The organism is Metabacillus bambusae (genome assembly GCF_017497975.1).
In the GTDB taxonomy this organism is placed as follows: domain Bacteria; phylum Bacillota; class Bacilli; order Bacillales; family Bacillaceae; genus Metabacillus; species Metabacillus bambusae.
In genome coordinates, this window is record NZ_JAGDEL010000002.1 from 359,929 (window position 1) to 381,258 (window position 21,330).

Annotated in this window: 21 protein-coding genes; 6 read left to right on the top strand and 15 right to left on the bottom strand. The window is 35.0% G+C overall.

Annotated elements, in window-relative coordinates; all coding sequences use genetic code 11:
- Window positions 1–135 precede the first annotated feature (135 nt).
- On the bottom strand, window positions 136–306 hold the full coding sequence (locus I7822_RS04310; RefSeq protein WP_066329867.1) for a twin-arginine translocase TatA/TatE family subunit: 171 nt from the start codon (window positions 304–306) through the stop codon (window positions 136–138).
- A 110-nt stretch (window positions 307–416) separates the two neighbouring features.
- On the bottom strand, window positions 417–1,598 hold the full coding sequence (locus tag I7822_RS04315; RefSeq protein WP_207975528.1) for a D-alanyl-D-alanine carboxypeptidase family protein: 1,182 nt from the start codon (window positions 1,596–1,598) through the stop codon (window positions 417–419).
- Window positions 1,599–1,819: 221 nt separating this feature from the next.
- Between I7822_RS04315 and I7822_RS04320 the strand changes: the two genes are divergently transcribed.
- The 4 genes from I7822_RS04320 to I7822_RS04335 all read left to right on the top strand — a co-directional run bounded on the left by I7822_RS04320 (window position 1,820) and on the right by I7822_RS04335 (window position 4,018).
- Window positions 1,820–2,398 carry a TetR/AcrR family transcriptional regulator gene (locus I7822_RS04320; protein ID WP_207975529.1) on the top strand — a complete coding sequence of 193 codons (579 nt, stop codon included), beginning with the start codon at window positions 1,820–1,822 and terminating at the stop codon, window positions 2,396–2,398.
- Window positions 2,399–2,402: 4 nt separating this feature from the next.
- Window positions 2,403–2,744 (top strand): DMT family transporter, encoded by a 342-nt coding sequence (locus I7822_RS04325; protein ID WP_207975530.1) that lies wholly within the window; start codon window positions 2,403–2,405, stop codon window positions 2,742–2,744.
- 4 nt (window positions 2,745–2,748) lie between these two features.
- A complete protein-coding gene (locus I7822_RS04330) occupies window positions 2,749–3,066 on the top strand; it encodes a DMT family transporter (RefSeq protein WP_207975531.1) in 318 nt (105 codons plus the stop codon).
- A gap of 61 nt (window positions 3,067–3,127) precedes the next feature.
- Window positions 3,128–4,018, top strand: a complete 891-nt coding sequence (locus tag I7822_RS04335; protein WP_207975636.1) for an EamA family transporter — start codon at window positions 3,128–3,130, stop codon at window positions 4,016–4,018.
- Window positions 4,019–4,408: 390 nt separating this feature from the next.
- Here the strand turns inward: I7822_RS04335 and I7822_RS04340 are convergent, their stop codons facing one another.
- From I7822_RS04340 to I7822_RS04400, 13 genes are all read right to left on the bottom strand, one after another.
- Complete coding sequence (locus tag I7822_RS04340) at window positions 4,409–5,599, bottom strand: sugar ABC transporter permease (protein ID WP_207975532.1); 1,191 nt, start codon at window positions 5,597–5,599, stop codon at window positions 4,409–4,411.
- A gap of 1 nt (window position 5,600) precedes the next feature.
- Complete coding sequence (locus tag I7822_RS04345) at window positions 5,601–7,118, bottom strand: xylose ABC transporter ATP-binding protein (RefSeq protein ID WP_207975533.1); 1,518 nt, start codon at window positions 7,116–7,118, stop codon at window positions 5,601–5,603.
- Window positions 7,119–7,265: 147 nt separating this feature from the next.
- The gene (gene xylF, locus I7822_RS04350) at window positions 7,266–8,354 is read right to left on the bottom strand and encodes a D-xylose ABC transporter substrate-binding protein (protein ID WP_207975534.1); all 1,089 of its coding nucleotides are present in this window, start codon (window positions 8,352–8,354) and stop codon (window positions 7,266–7,268) included.
- Between the two features lie 195 nt (window positions 8,355–8,549).
- Window positions 8,550–10,118 (bottom strand): response regulator, encoded by a 1,569-nt coding sequence (locus tag I7822_RS04355; RefSeq protein WP_207975535.1) that lies wholly within the window; start codon window positions 10,116–10,118, stop codon window positions 8,550–8,552.
- A 24-nt stretch (window positions 10,119–10,142) separates the two neighbouring features.
- Window positions 10,143–11,591, bottom strand: a complete 1,449-nt coding sequence (locus tag I7822_RS04360) for a sensor histidine kinase (protein WP_207975536.1) — start codon at window positions 11,589–11,591, stop codon at window positions 10,143–10,145.
- A 5-nt stretch (window positions 11,592–11,596) separates the two neighbouring features.
- Window positions 11,597–12,577: a sugar-binding protein gene (locus I7822_RS04365; RefSeq protein ID WP_207975537.1), complete on the bottom strand. Its 981-nt coding sequence runs from the start codon at window positions 12,575–12,577 to the stop codon at window positions 11,597–11,599.
- A gap of 518 nt (window positions 12,578–13,095) precedes the next feature.
- Complete coding sequence (locus I7822_RS04370; RefSeq protein WP_207975538.1) at window positions 13,096–13,893, bottom strand: DUF2935 domain-containing protein; 798 nt, start codon at window positions 13,891–13,893, stop codon at window positions 13,096–13,098.
- Between the two features lie 164 nt (window positions 13,894–14,057).
- Window positions 14,058–14,498: a GNAT family N-acetyltransferase gene (locus I7822_RS04375; protein WP_207975539.1), complete on the bottom strand. Its 441-nt coding sequence runs from the start codon at window positions 14,496–14,498 to the stop codon at window positions 14,058–14,060.
- A 103-nt stretch (window positions 14,499–14,601) separates the two neighbouring features.
- Entirely contained in the window at window positions 14,602–16,056 is a 1,455-nt protein-coding gene (locus I7822_RS04380) for a PAS domain S-box protein (RefSeq protein ID WP_207975540.1), read from the bottom strand.
- Between the two features lie 447 nt (window positions 16,057–16,503).
- Complete coding sequence (locus I7822_RS04385; RefSeq protein WP_083964539.1) at window positions 16,504–16,608, bottom strand: YjcZ family sporulation protein; 105 nt, start codon at window positions 16,606–16,608, stop codon at window positions 16,504–16,506.
- Between the two features lie 249 nt (window positions 16,609–16,857).
- Window positions 16,858–17,061 carry a YozQ family protein gene (locus I7822_RS04390; RefSeq protein WP_207975541.1) on the bottom strand — a complete coding sequence of 68 codons (204 nt, stop codon included), beginning with the start codon at window positions 17,059–17,061 and terminating at the stop codon, window positions 16,858–16,860.
- 118 nt (window positions 17,062–17,179) lie between these two features.
- Window positions 17,180–17,335, bottom strand: a complete 156-nt coding sequence (locus I7822_RS04395) for a hypothetical protein (protein ID WP_207975644.1) — start codon at window positions 17,333–17,335, stop codon at window positions 17,180–17,182.
- Window positions 17,336–17,533: 198 nt separating this feature from the next.
- Window positions 17,534–18,772, bottom strand: a complete 1,239-nt coding sequence (locus I7822_RS04400; protein ID WP_207975542.1) for a S1C family serine protease — start codon at window positions 18,770–18,772, stop codon at window positions 17,534–17,536.
- Window positions 18,773–19,171: 399 nt separating this feature from the next.
- On the opposite strand from I7822_RS04400, the gene I7822_RS04405 reads away from it, so the two are divergent.
- Together I7822_RS04405 and I7822_RS04410 are read left to right on the top strand one after the other, a co-directional pair.
- Window positions 19,172–19,837, top strand: a complete 666-nt coding sequence (locus I7822_RS04405) for a response regulator transcription factor (RefSeq protein ID WP_207975543.1) — start codon at window positions 19,172–19,174, stop codon at window positions 19,835–19,837.
- Complete coding sequence (locus I7822_RS04410) at window positions 19,834–21,180, top strand: sensor histidine kinase (RefSeq protein WP_207975544.1); 1,347 nt, start codon at window positions 19,834–19,836, stop codon at window positions 21,178–21,180. Before I7822_RS04405 ends, I7822_RS04410 begins: the two co-directional genes overlap by 4 nt.
- Window positions 21,181–21,330 lie beyond the last annotated feature (150 nt).

A 21,330-nucleotide genomic window follows, 5' to 3' on the forward strand; every position in this document is an offset into this window, starting at 1 on the left:
ATGTTATTTGTCGCTGGCATTGAAACGGTAAAGCAAAAAAATCGCTAATACCATTATTACGCATTTTTCTCCATAAAAAAAGAGGCATTGACAAATTGCCCTGCCTCTCATCCTTATATCCTAAAACCTTTATAGTTATTTTTTAACGGATGAATCCTCATCATCGTCCATAAGTCCCTTAGTTGCTCTTTTAAATTCTCTTAATGTTTTTCCTGCAGCCTTACCTAACTCAGGTAATTTCTTTGGACCAAATAATAATAAAGCGACAAATACAATAAGCATAATTTCACCGAAACCTAAGTTCATCAAATAACACTTCTTTCTTAAGAGAATGGTAGAAATCTTACTAAATTATATATGAGTGAACAAAAATTTGCAAAATGATTCGTAATTATCTCGTGCTTTAAAAACCATAATTATATTCTTCTTACATGTATGAAAAATATCCCTGAAATAAAGAAAGTGATCACAAGTGCAAGTGGCACGATGAATCGCAAATGGGTTTCAGCTTTCATTTCATCTCCAGCTATGGGGGAAGCCACCACTTTACTTTTCATTTGTTCATCATTTTCTTTACTTTTTAATTTTACAAGGTTTTGTCTTTGCAACGCTCTCCCGTCCTCCCCTTCTATAACTAGCTCTCCAGAGGGACTAATTTCCGTTTCAACAGACTCACCTATTTTTTTTGTAAAAGCAATATCTTGATTTGTTACAAAAATATTTCCCTGATTATCTTTAAACTGTTCATTCGTTATGATTTTATCAGTTTCGAAATGTTGAAACCCATAATCAAGTAGTGCTGAAGTGTCAGCATAGGTTTGGTCATCAGATTTAGACTTTAAAGTAACAGCAATTAGGCTCAAATTTTCTCGTTCTGCAGTTGTTACAAGTGTAAAACCAGACTCAGTAACAAAGCCATTCTTACCACCTGTTATTCCTTCATAAGATTCGTCGCGTACCATAACATGGTGATTAACAAGGGTTGTATCCCAGGTTTCACCATCCCATGGAAGCTCTTTAGTTTTAAAGATGTCACGAAATATTTCATTATCTATTGCGTATTGAGTAATCTTAGCCATATCTTCGGCAGTTGTTAAATGCTCTGGATCATAAAGTCCATGTGGATTTGTAAAATACGTATTCTCTACACCGATTTGTTCTTGTAAATATTGATTGAAGTCGATAATAAATTCATCTACTGATCCACTTAAATGTTCTGCGATTGCCACCCCTGCGTCATTACCTGAATTGATAAGAAGACCTTGGACTAGCTTCAGTAGGGGTACCTGCTCTCCTACCTCTAAATAAACCACTGTACCATCTACATTTCTTGCATTTTCACTTACAGTAACAAGATCATCTAAGTTGCCATTTTCAATTGCATATATAGCTGTTGCAATCTTCGTAATGCTCGCTGGGGATAGCTTTACTTTGCTGTTTTTCTCGTATATCACTTGACCTGATTGGGCATCTATTAAAATAGCGGCTTCACTATTTAACTGTAATTCAACGTTTTCATTGCTTGCACTTATCATATTTGGAAATAAGAAGAAGCAAAGAGTGATTAAAAAAATCGAACTATATATGTTTTTTTTCATGATGCTTACTCCTCTTTAAAATCATTTTCTGATTAATGTGTGTGAACTGGTTATAAACCTACCATCTAATAGAATAACAAGGCAAACACCAAAAAATCAATGTCAGGAAATAGCAGCGATAGGTAATAATATCTAATTTCTGATTATCTATGATTATCCATTGACTCTTTTATTACGGACAATTATACTAGGAAACTGACGAACGTCAGGAAGGGATGATGATGATGTCTTCTAACGAAATTAAAAAATCTGCATTGAATCATTTTGCAAGTAGTGGATATGATGGAACGTCTTTATCTGTTATAGCAAGTGATGTTGGAATTAAAAAGCAATCGATATACGCACATTTTGCGAATAAGGATGAATTGTTTCTAAAGATAATGGAGGAGGTACTAATTCAAGAGACAAGTTATATCAAGAGCTTTTTCTCAAAGAATAACACTCTCGCTTTAGAAAAGAAGCTTTTTCAATTTTTACAACAATATAGCAAGCGTTATGAATCACAAGCAGAAACTAGGTTTTTACTAAGAATGGGCTTTCTTCCACCAACTCATCTCCATCAGCAAGTAATCGATAGTCTCTATAACTATTATGATGAATTGGAAGAAATTTTAATCGAGATATTTACTAATCATAAGGACTCCATTATCACACCGGTAAGTGAAGCAGTTATCGCATATATTGGGCTATGTGATTCTGTATTAGTTGAGCTACTATATAGTGGAAACGATCGTTTTCAACGCAGACTAAATGCTTGTTGGAAAGTTTATTGGCAAGGTATTCGTTCTAAGGAGGAATAACAACATGAATAAGAAGTGGTTGCTTATTTTTGTAGCGGCTTTTTTCGAAGTAAGCTGGGTTACTGGTTTAAAACATGCTGAAGATCCACTAGCCTGGATTGGAACTATTTTTGCAATTATTATTAGTTTTTATTTATTAATTAGCGCGACAAATTCATTACCAATTAGTACTGTTTATGCAGTATTTACTGGATTAGGTGCAGTTGGAACTGTTCTCGTGGAAATTCTCTTTTTCAGTACATCTTTTAGTTGGGTGAAAATTGGTTTATGTGCTGTCCTCATTTCAGGAGTAATCGGTCTTAAAGTAGTAACACCTGAACGTGATGCAGCGAAAGGGGAGGTGTGAGAAGATGAATTGGGTCGTTCTCATTTTAGCTGGATTTTGTGAAGTTGCTGGTGTTGCAGCTATATCCAAATTTAATAAGAAAAAATCGGTCATTCATGTTCTTCATATGATAGCTGGATTTGCAATGAGCTTTTTCTTTCTCTCATTTGCAATGAAAACTATTTCTATGGGGACGGCCTATGCTGTTTGGACAGGAATTGGTACAGTAGGCAGTGCTTTAATTGGAATCATATTTTTAGGAGAATCAGCAGGTTGGAAACGGTTAGTGTTTATTTCCATGATTATTTCCGCTACAATTGGTCTTAAATTTATCCCGTATTAACAATGGTTAGTGAGTCAGTTCGTTTTATTGCCCGCTTAGTAAGGAGAGATTTTTTGTGTTAATGATGTTAAAATACTCAAGCTTAGTTCTACTTGGAGCTTGTAGCTACGGAATTCTTTCCGTTATCGTTAAACTAGCTTATAAACAAGGATTTACGGTTTCAAAGGTTATTGGTAGTCAATATTTATTTGGTTTTTTATTGATGTTAGTACCCTTCCTTTTCTTAAAAAAATCGTTTACTAGAAAAGACGTACTTTCTTTAATAGTTGCTGGTATTACGACTAGCTTAACAGGCCTGTTTTATGGAAAGTCTCTTGAAACACTTTCAGCATCCATTGCAGTAGTGCTATTATTTCAATTTACATGGATCGGGATTATCATTGAAGCACTAGCAAATCGTAAAGCACCTAGTAAGGAAAAGATTTGTGCAATGATCATTTTATTTATCGGTACAATCCTTGCAGGTGGCGGCTTGACTAATAGCTTACTAGATTTATCTCCAATAGGCGTCATTTACGGACTGCTATCAGCCGTTTCATTTGCATTTTTTATTTTTGTCAGTGGAAGAGTTGCCATTCATTTACCAGCTCTAACCAGAAGTTTTTTTATGTCTACTGGAGCTTTACTATTTTTATTAATTATTCTTTCACCCGATTTCATTATAAATGGTTCTTTAGGTGATGGGTTATGGAAATATGGTAGTCTTTTGGGTTTCTTTGGGGTCCTTTTACCTGTTTTACTTTTTTCAATTGGTGCACCCAAAATTGGTACAGGTCTCGCGACAATTATTGGCGCAGCTGAACTACCTACAGCCGTTATTGCATCCGTCATTATCCTTAATGAACATGTCTCATTTACCCAGATAATAGGTGTTTTAATAATTTTAATTGGTATTGCTGCACCTCACCTTTTACAACTTAAAAAACAAGGGACAGTCCCCCATAGAGCGTAGAGCTATTTTATTTTACTCTACACTTTGTTGTAGGGACTGTCCCCCTATTGAGCGTTGGGCTTTAATTTTAGTCTACACTTTGTTGTAGGGGACTGTCCCCTATTGAGCGTTGAGCTTTATATTTTAGTCTACACTTTGTTGTAGGGGACTGTCCCCTATAGTGCGTCGAGCTTTATATTTCAGTCTACACTTTGTAACAAGGGACTGTCCCCATTTAGAGCGTAGACCTTTAGATTTTAGTCTACACTTTGCAGCAAGGGACTGTCCCCATTTAGAGCGTAGAGCTTTTTTAATTTAGTCTACACTTTGTAACAAGGGACTGTCCCCTATAGAGCGTAGAGACTATATTTTTTTTAGTCTACACTTTGTAGGGGACTGTCCCTTTAATGCTTATGCTTTTTTACCTTTTTTATTTTTGCTCGAGATATCGATCCATACTGCTAGTATCAAAATGCTTCCTTTTACTATATATTGCCAAAATGATTCCATTCCCATTAATGACATACCGTTATCTAATGAAGTCATAACGAGTGCTCCAATAATGGCACCAAATATGGTTCCAACCCCACCCATTAATGAAGTTCCACCAATTACACAAGCTGCAATTGCGTCTAATTCGTACATTTCACCAGCAGAAATAGTTGCAGAAGTTAATCGCGCTGTTAATACAATCGCCGCAATTGCTGATAATAATCCTGTAAACATAAATAACATCATCGTTTTATTTTTTATATTAATACCTGACAGTTTGGCTGCATCTGCATTTCCACCAATGGCATATACATGTCGACCAAAAGTTGTTTTGTTGGCAATGTAAGAAAATATCAATGCTAAAATTAAAACAAAGATAATTGGAAACGGCATGCCTTTATAGCTGTTCATTGTTAAAACAAACGCATATGTAGCGCCACCTAGGATAACTAATTTTGTGACATCTAATCCTAAAGGAGCTACCTCAAATCCATATTTTCTCCGTGAGTTTCTTTTCTTAAAGATCGATAACGCAAGGAATACTAAAACAATTGTTGCTAGGATGATTCCAAATCCCCTAGAGAAGTATGCGTTTCCAAGTGCAACAAATATTGGATCAGAAACTGAAATGGTAGTCGAATTGGTAACTCCTAATAAAATTCCTCTAAAGACCATCATACCACCAAGTGTAACGATAAACGCTGGAATCGCACGATACGCAACCAGCCATCCTTGAAGGAGTCCAAGCAAAGCACCTGCAACAAGTGTACCTATTAATACAACACCTGTCGGCAGTCCCATCCAGTTACTTAAAATAGCTGCAATTCCACCAGTTAATCCAACAATTGACCCTACAGATAAGTCAATATGTCCCGCTACGATAACGAGAACCATCCCAATCGCTAAAATAGCTGTTACAGACATTTGGGTAAATAAATTAGAAAGATTTCTTGCTGTGAAAAATGTTTCATTTAAAACCCCAAAAAATAACCAAATAAGAACAACTGCTCCAATCATCGTATATGCACGAACATCCATCTTTCCAAATAGAGCTTTTAATGAGCTATCTTTTTTCGTCACAACTACCTCTGTTTGTATTTTAGCAGACATGTTATTTACCTCCTGTCGCAGCGACCATAATGTTTTCTTGAGTTGCCTCTTGATGAGTAAATTCTTTCGCAAAGTATCCTTCATGCATAACCAATATCCGATCACTCATTCCTAGTACCTCTGGTAATTCTGAAGAAATCATTATAATTGCAACACCATTTTCAACTAGTTGATTCATAAGATTATAGATTTCATATTTTGCACCGACATCAATTCCACGGGTAGGCTCATCAAGAATTAATACTTTTGGATTTGACATGAGCCATTTTGCAAGTACTACCTTTTGCTGATTACCTCCTGAAAGTGTTCCAACCTTTGTTTCTAAAGATGCTGTTTTCGTCCTAAGTTCTTTAACATATTTTTCACTTGCTTTAATTTCTTCATTTTCATTAATCGTTCCAAAACGACTAACTTTATTTAAATTAGGTAGTGTCGTGTTTTCCTTAATATCCATATCAAGCACTAAACCTAAACGCTTTCGGTCCTCAGTTACTAATGCAAGTCCCTCTTTAATAGCTTGCTTAATTGATTTAATTTGTTTGGATTTTCCCTCTATTAAAACATTTCCTTCACTTCTACCTTCATAAGCACCAAATAAACTCATCACAAGTTCAGAGCGACCTGCACCCATTAATCCAGCAATTCCTAGTATTTCTCCTCTTCGCAGTGAAAAACTTACATCATCAATCACTTTTTGGTCTGGTTTTTCCTTGTTCCACACTGAATAATTTTTCACTTCTAAAACAATTTCTTTTGGTTTATGCTCTACTCTTGGATAACGTTCTGTTAATTCACGTCCAACCATTAATGCAATAACATCATCTTCAATCACTTCGTTTTTATCTAATGTCTTGATTGTTTGCCCGTCTCTTAACACTGTAATACTATCTGATAAATGGAAAACCTCTGGCATTTTGTGCGAGATATAAATACAAGAAACACCTTTGCTTCTAAGTTCATCCAAGATCCCCATTAATATCTCTACTTCACTCTCTGTTAACGCTGCAGTCGGTTCATCTAAAATTAATATTTTCGTATTTTTTGATAATGCCTTTGCAATTTCAACCAACTGCTGTTGACCTATTCCAAGTGTATGTGTAATTGTTTCGGGGTTTATATCCAACCCAACCATTTTTAGCCATTTTGAAGCTTCATAGTAAAGAGAATCCCATTGAATCGTTCCCCATTTTCTCGGCTCACGACCAAGAAAAATATTTTCTCCAACTGTCATATCCTTTACTAATGCTAATTCCTGGTGAATAATGGTTATTCCCGTATCCTCAGCATCTCTAATCCTACGAAAATCTGCTTTTTTTCCATCAACAACGATATTCCCTGTATATGTTCCAGTAGGATAAAGTCCGCTCAATACCTTCATTAGAGTTGATTTACCAGCACCATTTTCTCCACAAAGTGCGTGTATTTCGCCTTTTTTTACTTTAAAACTAACATTATCTAATGCTTTTACACCGGGAAATTCTTTCGTAATATGATCCATTTCTAAGATATAACCCATCATAGAACACTCCCACTCTAAAAATAGAGGGTGTCTCATAAAGGTCTGATACCTCCAACATACTTATATATAGTAGTTTATTACTTTTAATGAACTATATATTGTTTGGACTGACCCTTTAGTTTTGAGGCACCCTCATTTTTCATTTAATTATTTCTCTTTTGGCCACTGATCCTCAGGCACATTTTTGTAAATTTCCTCTAGTTTTTGGAAACCATCTTTCACTACAGTATCTACGATGTTATCTTTTGTTACTGCAATTGGATCAAGTAATATAGAAGGAACATCAAATTGTCCATTATTTACTGTTGTATCTTGTTTAATTTCTTCTCCCTTTCCAACTTTCACAGCCATCTCAGCAGCTTGTGTTGCAATTAAGTGAATTGGTTTGTAAACTGTCATCGTTTGTGTACCTTCTACAATTCGTTGTAATGCAGCGATATCAGCATCTTGACCAGAAACAGGTATCTTTCCTGCAAGACCTTGTGCATTCAGTGCTTGCACGACTCCACCAGCAGTACCATCATTTGCTGCAACTACAGCTTGGACATTGTTATCATTAGCTGTTAAAGCATTTTCCATATTCTTCAATGCTTCTTCAGGCTTCCAGTCTTTAGAGAATTGATCATAGACTAGTTTTATATCACCTTTATCAATCAGTGGTTGAAGAACACTCATCGCACCTTCTTTGAACATATGTGCATTGTTATCTGTATCTGCTCCACCGATATATGCAAAATTACCCGAAGATACTTGGTCTACAATTGCTTGTGCTTGCATTTCTCCTACACGTACATTATCAAATGATAAATAGTAATCTACTTCTGAATTTTTAATTAAACGGTCATATGAAATGACTTTAATCCCTTCATCATGCGCCTTTTTAACAATTGCTGCCGAAGCTTCAGCGTTATGTGGAATAACAACTAATACATCCACACCTTCTGAGATTAATTGCTCAGCTTGACTTAATTGAAGTGCATCATCTCCGTTTGCTGATAATGTTTTCACCTCTGCTCCAAGTTCTTCTACTTTTGCTTCGAAAAGGTCTCTATCCTTTTGCCAACGCTCTTCTTTTAGCGTATCCATTGAAAGTCCAATCACTAATTTGTCATCCTTTTCTTTCGGCTCGTTGCTTGCAGCTTCTTCACCAGATGAAACGATTCCACAACCAGCAAGAGCAGAAGCAAATAACAATCCAACTGCACCAACCTTTATACTCTTAAACCATTTTTTCATTTTTATGCCCCCTTATATTTTGTTACCGTTTACATTTTGAATATATCATGCTCTGAAGCAATACTGATGGCCAATCATCTGTACTCATTTGGCATCTATCTTCACTTTTATACGATTTGTTGAAAACGCTTTCTGTTTTATTTAAATTTAGTACTTTTTTGGTTTTTAGATAGCAAAAAAGTACTAGTCTCCAGACTAGTACTTTACTAATTGATTTCGATATTCAGATGGGGATAATTCCGTTACTTTCTTAAAAACTCGACTGAAATAATTTGGATCATTATACCCAACTTGAAAACAAATTTCCTTTAAGCTTAAATTGTGGTCAAGTAGCAACTCTTTTGATTTTTCAATCCTCACAAATGTTAAATAATCGATAAAAGTAGTACCCTCTATTTTTTTGAATATTTTACTAAAGTAATAAGGACTTAGATTAATCATTTCTGCTACTAGTTCCATACTAATTTCCTTTGAATAGTTTTCTTGAATATACTTTTTTGCCTGTTCGATTAGTGATTCTGTCTTACTTAGCTTATCCTTACTAATAACTTCTACGATTAAATGCAAAGAGACTTCAGCAGCATGTCTTAGCTGTTCAAGCTCAATTGCTTCACTAAAGTTTCCGATTCCATCAATGCTAACTCCCTGTCGAAATAAATATTTATTTAGTGTAATAAATAGTTCAGTAACTTCTCCTCTGCAACGATTAACATCACCATTAGTTGTTTCAACCAACATATCAAAAGCTTGATGGAAGATCTGAATAGCACAATCTATTTTAAGATTAGTTAATTCTGTAAAAAGTTGTTCTTCAATCCTTAATGTTAGTTCTTTCTCTTGACCAGTTTTTTGTTTCGAATAATAACGAATTGGTTGTCCGTTAGAAGGGTTGCTTAAGACCATTGATGCTTCATAATATGAGCTGCGAAGTCCTTCCACACCTTCACGCATTGTCCCAATGCCAATACTTGCTTTTATATTGTATTCCTTACAAATGAAATGATGGACCTTTTCTGCAAACAAAGTGGCTTCTTCTCTCACTGAATATGTCACACGATGATCCTCTGGAAAGTTAGTGAATAATGTTATCCTATTTCCAATTAATGGGCTTACCAAGCAATCCTTCCCACTCATTTTAATGAAATTTTTAATAGTTGAATACATATATTGTTTTTCAGGCTCATATTGGTCATCATCATCAGTTGGAAGGGAAATGACAGTCGAATAGCCTTTGTGAATTTTTAGTTTTAACAATTCATTTATCTGATCGAAATCCGTATCCAGAATAAAATTCATCATAATCATTAAACAAATTTCACTTTCTAACAAAGGTAACAATTGTGAAATTGTTTCTCGTTGCTTAAGCTCCTCACTTCGTTGTATCTTTTCTGATTCTATCTTTTCTATGAGTTTTTTGACTACATCGAGTACTTGCTCTTTTTTCTTTGGCTTTAATAGATAATCTTGAACACCAAGCTTTAATGCCTCTTTGGCATATCCAAAATAATCGTACGCTGTAACAAGCACTATCTTTGAATGTGAATGCTTTTGGGTAATTTCTTTTATCGCATCAATGCCTTGTATACCAGGCATTTTTATATCCATAAATATTATATCCGGCTTTTCTTGCTCTGCTTTTTCAATTGCAATTCTACCATTTTCTGCATGGGAAAATTCAAACGTCCCAGGCATTGCTCGTGAAATCATTAGTTCTAATCCTTGACGTTCGATTGCCTCATCATCTGCTATTAATATTCGATACATACATAATGAACCTCCAATCTATTTTCAAGAAATACTCATTTGTTGTAGCTTAGGTAGTTTAAAAATCACTGACGTTCCGATGCCTGGTTGACTTTCTATTTCTATTTTCGTTTCTTCACCATAAAATAAATGTAATCGCTTAAACACATTAATTGTGCCAAGTCCTGTAGAACTTTTAGTAGGTGATAGTGATGTTGAATGTTCTTCAGTTAAAAAGTTCAATAATTTATATCTGATGTTTTCATCCATGCCATTCCCGTTATCACTTAATTGAATCTGAATAATTGAGTCAACTTCTTTCATACTTATTGTAATTCTTCCACCTTGTTCCTTTTCTTCGATCCCATGGACGAATGCGTTTTCAAGAATGGGTTGAAGCGTTAAACTAGGGATGATTTGATCTAACACCCTTTCTTCAATATCGTACTCATATGATACGCGATCTTGAAACCGCGCCTTTTGAATCATGAAGTATTCCTTTATATGCTCCACTTCATCCTTTAATGTAACTGGTTGATCAAGCTTTCGTAAATTATAGCGAATTAAATTTGAAGTAGTCACTGTTAAGTCACTAGTTTTCTCAGCTCCTTCAATGTAAGCTAACTGAGAAATAATGTTTAACGTGTTAAATAAAAAATGAGGATTAATCTGACTTTGCAGTGCCTTCAACTCTAATTCCTTTACTATTCGATTATTTTCAAGAGCCTGTATATGTTGAGATATATAATGTTTCAAATCCTTTAACATTTGATGAAAAGCCTTTCCTAATATACCGATTTCATCATTGGTTTTTGTTACATCCTCTGTTTCAATATCCAAATTACCTTTTGATATTTGCTTTGCTTTATCTACTAGTCGACTGATTGGAATCGATATGGATTGAGACATCCAAAAAGCAAATACAATACTCAACAAAGTCGTCACGATAAATAAAGCAATCCCAAGCTTATTTATCTTTTCTGAATAGTTAATAATATCATTATAAATTGGCTGATAATAACTTAATTCACGATCAACCATAAGTTGTCCATCTTCCTTTATAAATTCTGCTACCCTTTCTGCATCTTCATATTTTGATAGATAGGATTCAAAATCATCGCGTTTTAGGCTATCAATTACTGCTGTTTCAAAATCCAAAAATGAAGTAACCATTTGATGATAATTTTTCATCTGTATATCCTTAAATTCACCATCTTCTTCCTTACTAAGTTGAAGCCATAGCTCAATTAGTTGCTCTTTATGTTGAATAAATTCGTCATAGCTTTTATCATCGTGATTTAATATATAAGAATTTAAAAATAGTAAATTTTCAGAGGTTTCATTTGAAATCTGTTTATATTGTAATACACGTTCCATCATTATATTGTAGCTATCCTGAACGATTTTCCCATTTTGAAAAATAACAAAGGCAACAACATTTAACAGCAAAACAAGTATAGGTATGAAAATAAATAATTTTGCTCGTATATTCAATTCTCTCACTCCAAGTTGACATTTGTAGAATCAATGATCGTTATATCTGTAAAAGCCTCATTTGGAATGGGGATCCCTTTAATGTAATCATTCATTAATGAAACCGATTTGTAGCCAATTTGATATGGCATTTGAGCAAGGGTAGCTGCAATCTTCTTTTCATTAATTGCCTGTAACGTATCATCTACATTATCAAATCCAAAAATTTGAACATCTGTCCTATTTAAATTTTCCGTTGCCTCTATCATCCCTACAGCATCTAGTGCACTTGTTCCTACTAATATTGTAATCTCTGGATTATTGCGTAATATTTTTTCAGCCTGTTGTCCAGCTTTGATTCTTGATATGTTTGAAGGTAAAACCTCAATAATTTCCATATTCGGTTGTTTCTCTATAACGGATTGAAGACCATTAAGACGTAATTTTTGATTTTCTGCAGTCAGGTCTCCAATTATGACACCTACTTTTCCCTTTCCATTGGTTTCCTTTATTACTTTATTACCAAGCTCCTGTCCTGCGTAATAATTATCCGTTCCTACATAGGACAGCCGATTACTAGATGGCGCATCAGTATCGATTGTAATAACAGGAATTCCTTTTGACATTGCTTTATTGATTAATGGGGTGAATTTCTCGTTATTTAAGCTTTGAACCAGAATTCCATCAACATTTTCTGCAATTGATTTTTCTAATAGCTTCAGCTGCTCGTCCATGTTACTTTGAATCGGACCCCTATATTCCACATAAATATCAAATTTTTCACCTGCATCTTTAGCACCAGTACCAATAGCAGTCCAATATGGGTTACCGTACTCTTGGGCAATTAAAACAAGATGTTTTTTACTATATGTGCTTTTATTATTTACTTCCTCCAATTTATCGACAGATACCTTAAGCCCGTTGGCTGTATAAATAAATTGACTTAACAAGATGATAAAAACCAACGATAACATAATCAGTAATACTGTCCAATACTTATTTCTCATTGCAATTTCCTTTCTACAGCACAAAATGAAAACACTTACACATTAGTCATAACATGAGGTAAGGAATTTATCAATGTAAAAATCAAAGAAATACTATATTACAACAACATCATTGTTCATTAGAAAAGGCTGTTTTCTAAGAGTTTGTTGCTTTTAAAACAAAAACTAATTCAGGTTGATTGGAACGGATTGCGAGACTCCTGCGTGAGCAGCGGGACAGGTGAGACTCATGCAGGCGTTTACGCCGAGGAGGCTCACCGCCCGCCCCGCGGAAAGCGAGCAACTCTCGCTGCAATCAACCACACCGCATTACTTGGTAAATAACACAAAGTTTGTGAAAACATCCTTAGAAAAAGTGCTATAAGTATGCAATTCACTTTGAAGTAGGTTACCTGTGAACAGAGTAGTTACCCTCATTGGACTATTCGTTTGAGTTTGTGCAAGACTAATTTCTATAACCTTTTTTAACCCCTTAATAGACGAGTCCCCCTACGAACAATCATAGAGGGACTCGTCTATTAAGCTTCTAACCTAGGTTTTGTCGGATCACAATCAGGCTTTTTTGTATTAGTTGATTGGGCAACCTTCATTAAGTAATAGCATTCCTCACGCATCATATGATCAGCCATTAAAGCTGAAAAAGTACTTAACATTTGATTGGTTAATTCCATCTCTTCCACTTCAGCTAAAAAGCCTCTAAACAATTCGATTTCAAGCTTAACATCCTTATTCATTTTCGTTAAAGCTGGAAATGAATCTATGTTTGCTCTTAAGTAACCTGACAACTCAACTGCTTTAAGATAAAAATCCTCAAACTGTTTTGCAAACAATTCACTTTTCAGCTTAAGATTCTTTTCTGCACGATCAAGAGTATCTGATATCGCACCAGCATGACCCGCAGCGTCTAACAACCACACCAAATGATGATGTAGCTCATGGAAGATCGGTGGCTTTACTTTCTTTTTTAAATACGTTAAAACAAGCAAGTATTCCTCTAGCTCATTGACCATGTGGTTAATAAATGATGGTGGTAAATGAATGGTAATCTTACCGGCAATATGCCTTCTTATTATGGAAAGCTTAAATTCACGAAGTTCTCGAGCATATTCTTCCGCCTCTAACGTCAAAGAGGAAAAATCAGTTTGTTCCCTTGCCTTTTTTAATAATGTGTCAAAAATCTGTTGGAATTTCTTTGCCTTTTCTATATCTTCTTGCTGACTTACTGCTAAAGAATCTAAAATAAATCTTGCGTGATCACCTAATATTTGAAGCCAAAATTGATGTTCGAAGGCAGCTACCTCTTCATATGTTCTCATTCAGTTTATCCTCCCTATTGTTATACTTTAATTTTTATGATGTGAAAGCTTATCCTATTAAAAAGATGTTTTTGACTCTGCATTGTAGTTTGAACATAACCTTGTATGAAGGAAAAAAAGCACAATATTCTTCATACAAGCTGAAGTTTATTGTGCTTTTTCGATTAATGCTGAAGATTTCGTTCCCAGTAAATCATTTGTTCTTTTTCATCCGTTCGCATCATTGCTAGTTTTTCTAGAACTCTGATCGATTGTTCGTTATTACGTAAGCATTCTGCTGTAATCTTTATTACTATATTTGTATCGAAAGCCCAATTAATCAATGCTTCCACTGCTTCTGTTGCATATCCATTATTTTGCGCTTCTTTTTGGATACCATAGCCAATTTCCACCACACCATCTTGTGGTTTACCTTTAAAGCCAATATCACCGATAAATTGATCATTTTCTTTTAGAAATACAAACCATACACCCCAACCAACAAGGCTCGGATCTATTTCAATTTCATGTAAGTAATATTGTATATGATCACCAACATCAATATCTTCACTAAGTAAATCTTCTTTACAAGGTACTATTTTTAATCGTTTCGTCGTAATCTCCATGTTTCATTCCTCTTTCTATCTTCGAATACTGTAAGTTACAAGCACAATTTCACCAAGTTGTTTCAATATATGGGATGAGTTATCAAGAATTGGTTTAAAGATGCTATTTCGAGATTGGAAGAATGACAGAGATCGTGGTGCCATTTGAATTACTATCGATCTTTACCTCACCATTATGGTGCTTAATAATTTCATAGCTAACCATGATTCCTAACCCGGTACCATTTTCTTTTGTTGTAAAAAAGGGTTTTCCAATTTCTCTTAACATCTCTGTCGGAATACCTGTACCTTCATCAGCAATTTTTATGATAACTGATCTATTTCCATCAGACTGAGCACTTACTGTGATATTCCCTCCATTATGCATAGCTTCAATTGCGTTTTTTATAAAATTAATAAAAACCTGCTTTAATTTATTTTCATCACATAAAACATTTAAATGCTTGTCTCTTATGAATGTAGTGATATGAATATTATGTAAAGTTGCTTGTGAACGCGTAAGAGCGACAACATGCTGTAAAATACTACCTATGTTTTTATGGCGATAATTATCTAGAGGAGGTTTCGCTAAGGATAATAATTCACTCAAGATTAATTCGATTCGATTAATTTCAGAAGATATAACAGAATAGAATTCTTTCTTATATTGTACTCCTCCCTCCATTAACTGCAAAAATCCTTTAATTGCTGTAATAGGATTACGGATTTCATGCGCAATTCCAGCAGCTAGTTGCCCAGCTACAGATAGCTTTTCTGAATTCAACATTAATTCATGCGCTACCTTTCTCTCAGTAATATCCCTAATAATTAAATAAACTGCTGGGCTTCCCTCAAAAACGGTTGGAATTGCTTTTACTTCAACATCAAGTTCATTACCAGAGGCTTGGATGATTTTCACTTCATTAAGTGCCGAAGGAGAACCTTTTTCTGCCTCTTCAATGTAATTTAAAATCGCGCTATTATGATTTGTGGGAATATATTTAGATATGCTTTCCCCAATAATATTCAATTTATTACTAACACCTAGTAAACATGCTGCTTCTTGATTTGTATAGACTAATTGATTATCTCGAATTACAACAATTCCATCTGGTGAATGGTCTACTAGATGACGATGTAACTGTTCACTCTCTTGTACCTTCCTTTTTTGTTCATGATATTTCGTAATATCCTTTGCAATCCCATAGACTCCAAGAACCTCATCATCAACAATAATTGGTGCATTTGTAACATCCAAATCTAGTTTCATATCCTTCTTTGTCATAATCGTACATTGATAATTTTGTATTTTCCCCCTAAGAGACTTAACATAAGAAGCGTTTACAATTTCAAAACAATCACTTGTAAGAAGGTCTTTGTAAAATATGTTGTACAGTTCTTCTTTCACATAACCAGTTACGATCTCACATTGCTTGTTCACCTGGACAAATCTTCCATCTAAATCCAAGGCATAATAACCTTCAGGATGTTCTTCGAATATTTGTTGATTAAAAAAACCGCTATTCCTCAAGAAAACTTTAAGCTTTTCTCTCTTTATACTAGCCATCGCGCTATTCATGTTGTTCTCCTTCCATAGCTTTTTCATAATCACTAAATAGACCACTATGTGATTTCTGTATGTAAAAGTCGCTTTGTTACTTTATATTCTAAGTTTACATGATTTTTTTTTCAAACACTTTCAATTATTTTCTGTGGTTATTGAGTAAATATCTAGGCGCTGAAGTTAAGATGTCAAAGCGCTTTTCCACAGTACTAGAATTTTATAATCTCCTAGGAACAAAAGCGCAAGCGCCTTGAACAGCCTCGGGCAAATAAGACGCTTAAGAATAGAAGGTGTTCTTTACGTTCAATTCTTAAGTGGCTGTAGACCCAAGAGGGGCTAGGCGCTGGAGCTGGATGCCAAGCGCTTATCCACAGTACAAGAATTTTATAATTTCCTAGACATAAAAAAAGAACCTACATAAAAGTAGGCTCTCCCAGTATTCTACATCAAAAAAAAAGAAAATTAGTATCCGCCACCAACGTAAGCAGCACCTACGATGATTAACAAGATGAACAAGACAACGATTAATGCAAAACCTCCTGCATATCCTCCACCTTCATAACCCATTCTGTTCACCTCTTTCTTTTTAAGTGTAACAATACAATACATAAACAATATATGCTGAACTACTTTTATCGTTAAAGATAATTGCATAGAGAACAACCCATTTTGTGGATACAATGAATAAAAGGTGTATGCGCCTTGACCAGTGAAGTAGAAAAGAGAGCATTTGGATTGTTTCCTAAACGCTAAAAAAGGTTGAACTCCTTCTACAAGGACCGTTCAACCTAATTAACAATAATATGTAAATGTTTACTACTTTTCTTTTTTAGATATACTTTCCGAATCATCAACATTCTTTTCAAGCATAGCATCGATTGTACCTTCCATATAGTCATCAGATGCTTGTTCATGGGTAGTAGCTAGTCCAGATGATAACTCGTCCTGTCGCTTGTAATCTTCTACCTCGTATTGTCTTCCTGCGATTTGACTACTTTCTACCTTCGTTTTCTTCTCCACTTCCGACCACTCCTTTTATCAATTTCTTACGTATACTATTTGCTAATAGCTTATCTGTTACTCATTGCACTTGAAGAAAACCTACATTTGCAAAGTGAGAGTTTTTATCCACCTAAAACTAAGATGGGTCTACCTCATCATAAGATAATGTTACCACCTTCGTTGAGTCCCCTTTTTCAATTTCCTCTTGCGATGCTCTTTGATTCAATTCAAAGTCATCATCCATACCAGGTGCAATTTTATCTGCATCAACTTGTTTACTTTCCTTTTTCAATGTCATCACTCCTCGAATATAAACATTCCCGTAAGTTATTATGAATATACAAGAGCTTTATTATTACAATGAATAATGCAATTCGTTTCAAAAAAAACTGACCTAAGGTGAATATCCATCTATGTTGGACGATACTCACGCCTAGGTCAGCAAATTGATATCTATAGTAAAGAGTAACACGTTATTCCCAATAACTATTTAAGCATTCGTTGCATCCCGATTTGTCAGCTTAATGGTGACTGTCTTTTTTTCCCCTGCACGATAAAGGGTTATTTGTACTTCTTCACCTATTTCTGTTTCCGAATAAAGAAATTTTCGTAATTCACTTGCATTTGTTATCGCGGTATCATTCATTGAGACGATAACATCTTGTTGTTGTAAGCCCGCCTCATCAGCTGGTGAGCCTTGTGAGACATTTCCAACAATTACCCCTTCCTTTACATCTTCAGGAAGCTTCATGTTTTCTTGCAAATAATACTGAGGAATTTCACTCATTTCTACAAGGCCAACACCAATAAATGGTCTTTGTATTTTCCCATTTTTCATTAGCTCTTCGGCAATTGGAATAACATCGTTACTCGGAATGGCAAATCCTAAACCTTCAACACCACTGTCACTAATTTTCAAGCTATTAATACCAATTACTTCGCCACTCATATTGATAAGTGGGCCACCACTATTCCCAGGATTGATGGCTGCATCGGTTTGAAGTACATCTAAAGCCCAATCACCTTCAGATGTTGTCACATCGATTGTACGATCAACACCACTAACAATTCCTTGTGTAACTGTTCTTGAGAACTCTTCACCAAGTGGGTTCCCAATTGCAATCACATTTTCCCCTGTACGAAGTGAAGATGAATCACCTAACTCAGCAACAGCTGTTACATCCTCTGCATTGATTTTTAAGACCGCAATATCTGTTAACGCATCAGTTCCAACTAATTCTGCGGTTACTTTTTCTCCACTAAAAAGGGTTACTTGGATCGATTCTGCTCCTTCAATAACATGGTTGTTTGTAATCACATAGCCTGATTCGCCTTCTTTTTTGAAAATGACGCCTGATCCTGTCCCACTTTCTACACTTCCACTCTCAGAATTTCTAAATATGTCCCCACTCATTTGTGATTGCATATTTGTAATACCAACAATTGCTGGTGAAAGACTATCAACAATATCTGCAATTGAATTAGCATTACTAGATAGTTCCTGTGTAGCGACTGGTGTCGTCGTTTCGGTATCATTATTCTTTACCGCTGTTTCAATAGTAGCTTTATTATCTGTTGCAGTTGGTGCTTGTTGATCGGTAAATGTAGTTACTCCTAATACAAGAGCGCCACCGACCACGCCACTGAGAAGTGATGTAAATAATGGTTTTATACTTCTACGTGGCTTAACCTTTTCACGTGTAATATCTGTTTCATCATAATAACCCATACTATATTCCTCCTGAAATTTTATTTATGAAAATGAATTTTATACTCCTTGTGAACTTACATATCCACCAATTACAATCAGAATTAATAATAGTGAAACTCCTGTAAAAATAAGTGCTCTCATTCTTGTAAACCCTTCTTTCTTCATAATAAGTAATGAAAGTTTCAAATTAGTTTGCGTGTCTAGGTCCTAAGATAAATGCAGTTATTTATTGAATGAAGCATTTATAAATACTAATGTTTCATTTGTTTAAGCATGACTAAGGTCATCCGTTTTTCTTATAATGTAACTATACAAAATGAGTTTGGGAGAATAATGAAAGAATTGTGGGAAATTGTGAAAAGAGCGAACGATCTAGAAAGTACGTTGTATAATAGTGCCTAAAGAGGATGTGAAAGCATGAATTACACCATTTATTTAGTAGAAGATGAGAAAAATTTAAATGAATTACTTACAATGTACTTAAAAAATGAAGGCTGGTCTGTAACTTCTTGTTTAACAGGTACGGAAGCAAGAAGTTTAATCAATCAGCCTCCACATTTATGGATTTTAGATATTATGCTACCTGATATTGATGGCTACCAATTAATAAGAGAAATAAAAGCTGCTACACCAGATGTGCCTGTAATTTTCATATCAGCTAGAGATGCCGATATTGATCGTGTATTAGGGTTAGAACTAGGAAGCGATGATTATATCTCTAAACCCTTTTTACCAAGAGAGCTAGTGATTCGGGTGCAAAAACTGTTGTCACGAACATATTCAGAGGAAGTAAGTACACTCATTAACCTCCCTCCTTATCAAATTGATGAACAGGTGAGAATTGCTTATTTAAATGGGCAGGAACTAAACCTTACTTCAAAGGAATTTGATTTGCTACAGCTTTTTCTACACAATCAAGGTCAAGCCTTTTCTAGAGAACAAATCTTAACAAGTCTATGGGGATCAGATTATTTTGGCACAGATCGGGTAGTAGATGATCTTGTGAGACGATTGCGAAAAAAAATGCCGGAGCTTAAGCTTGAAACGATTTATGGCTTTGGCTATAGGATGTTAAAAGGATGAAAAATAAGTCATTAGCATTTCAAATATGGTTTGTTTTTTCAGGTATTCTCTTAGCCATATCCTTATTATTAGTAATCCTATTTCCAACAACATTACGAGGTTTCTTCACGCAGGAAATCTATAAAACAATTGAAAATGAACAGCTTATTCTAACCGAATATGGAAATCCCGGAAATAATCATGAATTGGGTGATGCCAAACAAAAAGATCGTTCTGTCTCACATTTGGTCCTACCTATACAAAGTCCATACTTCTTATATTCTGAGGAATTACCAATTGATTTTATTAAGCAAACACAAGAACTAGCAACAAACCAATCAAGATCAGTCGAGCGCTATGAAAAGAATTTAAAAAATCAAACACTCTTTTATGTGATTCGGAAGTTAACGGTTAATGGGGAACAAAGCTATCTATTATCGTATTCTTGGGATTCTTATCGAAATGACCTAGTCTTTACGCTTTTTCGTCAATTAATGTTAGTAATGTTTATTGTGTTTTTATTTAGTTGGATACCTTCTATTTGGCTAGCTAAATACTTATCTAGGCCACTTGTTACACTTGAGAAACATGTAAAAAAGTTTTCAGAGCAAGAATGGCATGAGCCAGTAGAGGTAGACCGAAATGATGAAATTGGGAAGCTTGGGCATACAATTGAAAAAATGAGGCAGCATCTTATTCGAAAAGATGAAGCCCAGCAAACATTACTGCAAAATATCTCTCATGACTTAAAAACACCTGTCATGGTGATACGCGGCTATGCCAAATCAGTCAATGATGGCATTTTCCCAAAGGGTGATTTAACGAGTACAATGGATGTCATTGAAGAGGAATCTGAAAAGCTAGAGAAAAAAATAAAGGATTTACTTTATTTAACAAAGCTTGACTTCTTGTCCACGCGTAAGCCAACTAAAACAGCATTTCGTCTTGATGAGTTGATCCAAGATGAGGTAGATCGAATCAAATGGGCAAAGTCTTCACTTGATTGGCAGCTTCAGCTAGATGAAGCAACGATTCTAGGTGATGCAGAACAATGGGAAAAGCTTGTAGAGAACCTTCTTGAAAATTCATTGCGATACGCGACTCAAACCATTTCACTCTCGATTTCAAAATCTAGTCAACATATTGTATTACGTTTATGGAATGATGGACCGTCAATTGATGAAGCTATAATGGATCAAATTTTTGAGCCATTTCAAAAGGGGCATAAAGGTGAGTTCGGCATAGGATTAAGCATCGTGAAACGAATTGCCGATTTACATGCTTCAAAGGTCTGGGCTACAAATGAAGAAAATGGAGTCGCTTTTTACACACAAATTCCATTTGTAGAGGTCGAAGCTAAGTGAAAAATAAGGTACTTCTAGAAAAGCCCAGATATAAACAGAAGCTTTCACAGTTGAATCAGAAATAGAAAGATTAAGTAGACAGTAGTGGATTCCCCCCATTACTGTCTCATTTTATTTTATGACATCGTAATAATAAGTCATTTATAATGA

What these genes read in the sequence shown, in the direction of transcription:
- I7822_RS04315 (WP_207975528.1), bottom strand. Translation starts at nt 1,598, where the DNA reads ATGAAAAAAAACATATATAGTTCGATTTTTTTAATCACTCTTTGCTTC.
- I7822_RS04340 (WP_207975532.1), bottom strand. Translation starts at nt 5,599, where the DNA reads ATGTCTGCTAAAATACAAACAGAGGTAGTTGTGACGAAAAAAGATAGC.
- I7822_RS04330 (WP_207975531.1), top strand. Translation starts at nt 2,749, where the DNA reads ATGAATTGGGTCGTTCTCATTTTAGCTGGATTTTGTGAAGTTGCTGGT.
- I7822_RS04335 (WP_207975636.1), top strand. Translation starts at nt 3,128, where the DNA reads ATGATGTTAAAATACTCAAGCTTAGTTCTACTTGGAGCTTGTAGCTAC.
- I7822_RS04380 (WP_207975540.1), bottom strand. Translation starts at nt 16,056, where the DNA reads ATGAATAGCGCGATGGCTAGTATAAAGAGAGAAAAGCTTAAAGTTTTC.
- I7822_RS04375 (WP_207975539.1), bottom strand. Translation starts at nt 14,498, where the DNA reads ATGGAGATTACGACGAAACGATTAAAAATAGTACCTTGTAAAGAAGAT.
- I7822_RS04400 (WP_207975542.1), bottom strand. Translation starts at nt 18,772, where the DNA reads ATGGGTTATTATGATGAAACAGATATTACACGTGAAAAGGTTAAGCCA.
- I7822_RS04325 (WP_207975530.1), top strand. Translation starts at nt 2,403, where the DNA reads ATGAATAAGAAGTGGTTGCTTATTTTTGTAGCGGCTTTTTTCGAAGTA.
- I7822_RS04345 (WP_207975533.1), bottom strand. Translation starts at nt 7,118, where the DNA reads ATGATGGGTTATATCTTAGAAATGGATCATATTACGAAAGAATTTCCC.
- I7822_RS04320 (WP_207975529.1), top strand. Translation starts at nt 1,820, where the DNA reads ATGATGTCTTCTAACGAAATTAAAAAATCTGCATTGAATCATTTTGCA.
- I7822_RS04405 (WP_207975543.1), top strand. Translation starts at nt 19,172, where the DNA reads ATGAATTACACCATTTATTTAGTAGAAGATGAGAAAAATTTAAATGAA.
- I7822_RS04355 (WP_207975535.1), bottom strand. Translation starts at nt 10,118, where the DNA reads ATGTATCGAATATTAATAGCAGATGATGAGGCAATCGAACGTCAAGGA.
- I7822_RS04410 (WP_207975544.1), top strand. Translation starts at nt 19,834, where the DNA reads ATGAAAAATAAGTCATTAGCATTTCAAATATGGTTTGTTTTTTCAGGT.
- I7822_RS04310 (WP_066329867.1), bottom strand. Translation starts at nt 306, where the DNA reads ATGAACTTAGGTTTCGGTGAAATTATGCTTATTGTATTTGTCGCTTTA.
- I7822_RS04365 (WP_207975537.1), bottom strand. Translation starts at nt 12,577, where the DNA reads ATGAGAAATAAGTATTGGACAGTATTACTGATTATGTTATCGTTGGTT.
- I7822_RS04370 (WP_207975538.1), bottom strand. Translation starts at nt 13,893, where the DNA reads ATGAGAACATATGAAGAGGTAGCTGCCTTCGAACATCAATTTTGGCTT.
- I7822_RS04385 (WP_083964539.1), bottom strand. Translation starts at nt 16,608, where the DNA reads ATGGGTTATGAAGGTGGAGGATATGCAGGAGGTTTTGCATTAATCGTT.
- xylF (WP_207975534.1), bottom strand. Translation starts at nt 8,354, where the DNA reads ATGAAAAAATGGTTTAAGAGTATAAAGGTTGGTGCAGTTGGATTGTTA.